The sequence below is a fragment of the Methylophaga sp. UBA5088 genome (assembly GCF_002414625.1).
Lineage (GTDB): Bacteria > Pseudomonadota > Gammaproteobacteria > Nitrosococcales > Methylophagaceae > Methylophaga > Methylophaga marina.
The window spans coordinates 55,733-61,156 of sequence record NZ_DIAC01000134.1; the positions used below are offsets into that span (position 1 = coordinate 55,733).

The 5,424-nt window shown below is 40.1% G+C and carries 5 protein-coding genes; 4 read left to right on the top strand and 1 reads right to left on the bottom strand.

Features of this window, described 5'->3' with window-relative positions; translation table 11 throughout:
• The 4 genes from B4K20_RS16755 to B4K20_RS16770 form a co-directional block, all read left to right on the top strand.
• A partial coding sequence (locus tag B4K20_RS16755; protein WP_289283789.1) for a class I SAM-dependent methyltransferase occupies positions 1–959 on the top strand: 959 nt, incomplete at its 5' end.
• A complete protein-coding gene (locus tag B4K20_RS16760; RefSeq protein ID WP_286305609.1) occupies positions 952–2,133 on the top strand; it encodes a class I SAM-dependent methyltransferase in 1,182 nt (393 codons plus the stop codon). The genes B4K20_RS16755 and B4K20_RS16760, both read left to right, overlap by 8 nt.
• Positions 2,130–2,774, top strand: a complete 645-nt coding sequence (locus B4K20_RS16765) for an HAD family hydrolase (protein ID WP_289283790.1) — start codon at positions 2,130–2,132, stop codon at positions 2,772–2,774. Before B4K20_RS16760 ends, B4K20_RS16765 begins: the two co-directional genes overlap by 4 nt.
• Entirely contained in the window at positions 2,767–3,816 is a 1,050-nt protein-coding gene (locus tag B4K20_RS16770; RefSeq protein ID WP_289283791.1) for an NAD-dependent epimerase/dehydratase family protein, read from the top strand. Before B4K20_RS16765 ends, B4K20_RS16770 begins: the two co-directional genes overlap by 8 nt.
• Positions 3,817–3,855: 39 nt before the next feature.
• Here B4K20_RS16770 and B4K20_RS16775 read toward each other — a convergent pair whose 3' ends face one another.
• The gene (locus tag B4K20_RS16775; protein WP_289283792.1) at positions 3,856–5,271 is read right to left on the bottom strand and encodes a glycosyltransferase family 2 protein; all 1,416 of its coding nucleotides are present in this window, start codon (positions 5,269–5,271) and stop codon (positions 3,856–3,858) included.
• Positions 5,272–5,424: the final 153 nt, after the last annotated feature.

Sequence of the window (5,424 nt, forward strand, 5' to 3'; positions counted from 1 at the left end):
CCCATTGCCATCATGTTTGGAAAGATGTTGACCCCCATTGGGTAAGTAAACATTACATTAAATTAACAGGTCGAAATGAACTTCCTGATAAATACGTAGAAAAAAAACTTCTTGAGAGAGTTGAGTATTTGGCACCTTACTTAAGGACAGGGATGTCAGTATTAGAGATCGGATGTGCTGAAGGGGAGCTGGGCAAGAAAGTTAAAGAAAAGTATCAATTGGAATACTATGGCTTTGAAATTTCGCAAGATGTCATACAAGCCATGACAGTTCTTGACGGTGTGTTCCGTTTAGCTGATCAAGTGAGCGAAGAACGGAAGTTTGATCTCATCATGAGTTTTCATGTATTGGAGCATATCTCTGATCTTAGTGCTGTCATTGTAGATTGGAAACATTGGTTAAAGCCTAATGGAATAGTGATTCTGGAGGTGCCTAATAACGCTGGGCATCCGTGGGTTGAGGACGATAATAACCCTGAACATATTCACCAATTTGGAATGAGTTCAATAGCTGCTTTATTGCAAAGGCATGGCTTCATAATCAAGATGATGAGCACCGGCTTTTTTGAATCACCAAGTTATACCGATAGCATTCGCTTAGTAGCTGAGTTGTCACTGTCTCGAAAAGACAAACAGGATAGCCTGATAGAAGCTATCAGAAAAACGATACATGAACCCTTTGATGTTTTTTGTGTGGGTGGGGATTTTAAAAACTACATAGAGCCGATTATGCCCCATCTAAACGTCATATCATTATTCGATAATGATGCAATGAAAAAAGAGATGGGAGGTAAACCTGTCATACTTTTCGAAAATGAAAAAAATGAACAACGCCCCATTTTAATAGCGAGTATTCGTTATGAGGAGCAGATCCGTGACGAGTTGCTTCAGAAAAAAGTGTCTTTAAATAATATCTATTATCTCAGCGATATCTTGCTGGGGGTGAATAGCAATGGCTGATAAGCATTTCGCTTGGAACAGGGCTTGTCAGGTTTGTGGGACATTGAATCTGTCGGTTTTGTATGAGAACCAACTTGCTGTCATTGATGGTAGAGACATGAGCTATAGTGTTACAACCTGCAGTCACTGTGGATTTCATTATGCGAATCAGCTACCTAAGGCATCATCGTATCAGTCTTACTATCGATCTTTGTCTAAATATGATGTCACTCTTTCTGCCAGCTCGATACCAGAAATAGATAATTATAGAGCTGAGAAAGTTATCTCTTTCATCCAGCCATATATTTCTTTGGATAAAAAAGTTTTTGACTTAGGGTGTGGACATGGAACGTTACTCAACTGGTTCTCGATGAGTGGTTGGTCAAATATCTATGGCGTTGACCCAGCCCCAAATGCTGCCGACCAAGCAAACCAGCTTTATGGTTTGTCCTGTATTACAACGGGGAGCTTGGAAAATGCAGTGTCTTTAAATCGGCTGATAGAGGCTGATTTAATCTGTCTGATGGGAGTATTGGAGCATCTGCCCAACTTATATGATGATCTCACCTTATTATTAAATAGTGTGAAAGAGGATGCCAGCATACTGATTGAAGTACCTGCTTGTGAGCGATTTACACGAGGTGATTTTGAGCCCTATGGCGAGTTCTCTCTGGAACATATTCAATTTTTTAGTGCAAGTTCCTTGGACAGATTAATGGAGAACTTTGGTTTTTATCCAATAACGTCTCACATCTTGGATTTACCTCCAGGAACAACGGACAGTCTTTTAAGCCTCTATTCGCGTAAACAAAAAACAGATAATGTCATCGCAACTGATACCGCTTTGGATGAATACATGGCAGAGTCTGAGAGTAAATTGCAGCTAGGCTTAAGTAAAATAAAGTCATTGGTTCGGCAGCCCGTAATAATATATGGTGCAGGTAGCCATACCGCACGGTTACTACCCTATCTCGATGACTGTCAGGTTTCTCAACATATTGTTGGCATTGTTGATGGCAACACAAATCTTCAGGGTAAGCAGATGGGAAAATGGGTGATTGATGTGCCAGAAATATTAATAAACCGCTGTCCTGATATCCCTGTTCTTGTCTCTTCATACCGATCTCAGAATGCCATTAACCATGTGCTTAGTGACATTTATCCAAATCCTATTATAACGATGTACCAGCTATGAATTTAAAACATATTCTTTTTGACTTTGATGGCACAATCATTGATTCGGCACCATGTATTCTCAATTGTTATGAGCAGGTCATGTCGGATCTGAATATCACACCATCTGTTCCGATAACTGCGTCGATAATTGGCCCTCCTCTTACTGACACTGTAGCCATGCTGGCAAATACTGAAGATGAAGTTCTCATCGAAAACATGGCAACCGCGTTTAAAAGCTTTTATGACAGCCGTGTGGCAACAGAAACGCCAATGTATGCTGAGATAGAGGAAGTATTAGCCTGGTTAAATGAACAGAGGTATCAGCTATATATCGCAACAAACAAGCGTTATGAACCAACCATGGCAGTTATTGAACATTTATCACTAGCAAAGTATTTCACCGATATTGGTGCCGTCGATCAGTTACCCTTAGGAAAGCAAAAAAAATCGCTTCTTATCCAAAGGTTGGTGAAAGAACATAATATTGAAGAAAAAGAAGCACTTTATATCGGAGACAAATTAGACGACTATCAAGCTGCTACATTCAATTCTATGCCATTTGTTGCTGCTGGCTGGGGGTATGGGGACTGGGAGTCATCAAATACTGTGTTCCATTCACCATTACAACTGCTTCATTTTATAAGCAATTATAATGGCTGAAAATTTCTCTGAGTTAAATGTTGATGAGTTAGCTCAGGCTGATATTAATCATCTCCTAGAGTTTGTTGACTTCTCCTTGTTATCCGATAAGCACCTTTTCGTCACTGGTTGTACCGGATTTATGGGCTATTGGATATTAATGACGATTCATTGCCTAAATATCAAAGGGTTTAATATACAGGTAACGGGTATATCTAGGCATCCTGATGAGTTTTATCAGCGACACCCTTTCTTTTTAAGTAAAAAGTGGCTTCATCTAATTAAGGGAGAGATCAGAGATTTCCCATTCAAGAACGAGGTCTATGACTATGTTATTCACGCAGCCATGGATACTCGGCCAGATAAATTAAAAAATGGTAGTGACTTGATTGATATTGCCACAAGAGGCACAAAGCGAGTTATTGAACAGGCGAAAATGGCTTCTGCAAATTCTATTTTGATAGTCAGTTCAGGTGCAGTATATGAGTCTGATTATGTTCCGCAAAAACCAGGCAAATTAAACTCAGCGAATTATTACAGTATCGCTAAGCAACTCATGGAGCAGGTCGCTCTTAGCGAAACTGAAGGAAGTATGTGTCAATTAAAACTGGCCAGATGTTTTGCTTTTATTGGTTATCTTTTGCCAAAGCATCTTGCTGTTGCACAGTTCATCAGAAGTGCTTTAAATGATGAATGTATCACTATTCATGGCAATGGTTCTCCTGTGAGAAGTTACCTTTATGCGGCTGATATGGCGCTATGGCTATTACAAATACTTATCAATGGGAGAGATAAAGCAGCCTACGATGTCGGTTCTGATGATGTAAAATCCTTAATTGATCATGCTGAACATATTCGTCAAATTATTGCTCCAAATAAATCTATATTTGTGGGGAAAGGGGGCGCTAACCAAAGCAGTAGTCGCCAAGTTTATGTTCCAGATATTACGACTGCAAAAGATGAACTAGGGTTAGATGTGTGGACAGACCTTCGTGCCGCAATTAGAAAAACCATGGAGATGGAAAATATGTTTAATGATGACTTATGCTCGTTTCAGAAATAATGATCAATAATTCCGTCATAAAATTCACGTAAAGGTTTTTTAATTCTTTTGGGTCTCGTTGTATTCTGTTTTAGAAGCTTTATGAATGGCTGTATTGTTGTGTTTGTGTCTTTTTATTCCGTTCACGCTAATCGTGGTGAGCGATGGGCTAATTGAGCAAACGTGATTTTCTACATCAATTACAAACTCTGAGCGTGTTCCGATAAGTAATATATCAATATCCATTCCTCTCTGTGATTCTGGCTGTGATATGGACTGTCCAGATTGCAGAAAAGGCAAACCATGCTCCAGCTCATTTTTATCAGTAATCCAAATGAGATTTCTCAGAAAATTGGGATGTTTTCTGAATAGTTTTGTTCCTCTACCGGCTACACCCCATAACCCTAGCTTTGCTTGTGGGTGATGAGTTAGCTCCTGCCTCAGCCAACTTGCTAACGCCTCAACATCATTGTCTATATTTATTAACATTTTCATTTCGGTAATCAAGCTATCCCAAAATTGAGGGTGCGATGTGGAGTAAGGGATCGCTTCTTTTAGTATCAGCTCAGCCCCTTTATGTTGATCTGGTTCATGTTGCATCCGGGCAAACAGTCTGCCTGCCATGGAGTAGTAGCTCTTCCATAGTATTTCTAGGGCATTCTGATCGAACGCAGTTGATTGCAGCCATCTAAACAGCTGATACGTGCCCAAAATCATATTTTTATAAGCGTAACCTCCCCACTCCCATCCGTTGATGCCCTGTAGTAAACAGGGTTCAGCCACATAAGCAATCGGCTCACCCGCCAGAGGAGCGAGAGTAAGCATTGCATGAGGAAAACAATCACTCATATTGGTGGATGAGCCATCAAGGCTATCAGTAGGATTTAATGTTATCTGTTCTCTAATAAATAATTGTCGGCGACAAATAAAACAAAAAATGCCGCTAAAAGAGGCTGAGATGTTGTCAGAGGGAAGCTGAGTCAATAATTCGATTTTGTCGAGTAGTTGCCAAGATGTTTCATTAAATTGAAGTTTATTGAGTTGCGTTTCATTGGGGTAGCCAGATTGCCCGTAAATAATCTCATCTCTCTTGGCGATATTGATCCAACCAAAGTTGAGGTAGTGGTAGCTGACGTCGGGGGCTCTCGCGAGAGAATCAAAAATATGCTTGAGCGCGCTGGGAACAATAAGGTCATCATCACCAACGATCCATATAAACTCACCTCTCGCTAGTTCTGTGGTCGCAAATAATACATTCTTAGTGAACCCAACCGTTTCTTTTTGGCATCCATATTGAATCGGAAGCGGGCAAGATTCAACTACCTTCTTTGTCTCATCTATTGAAGCGTTATCGGCAATAACAATTTCAACTCGGTCTAGATAGCCCTCGACGACTCTGGCTAGTTGGAACAGCATTGACTTGAGTAAATGGGCTCGATTTAGTGTTGGTATGCAAATTGAAAGTATGGGTGTCATTATTTGTCTGCATTTATTAAAGTGACAACAAGAATATGGCGATAGCCTGAGTTTGACAAATTAGTGTAGTGGCAACATACGGAAGTTAAGTCGATGGCTTAGTAAAGAGGAATTAATGGCGCGATTGAATTTTTTTACAACGGAACAGCAACG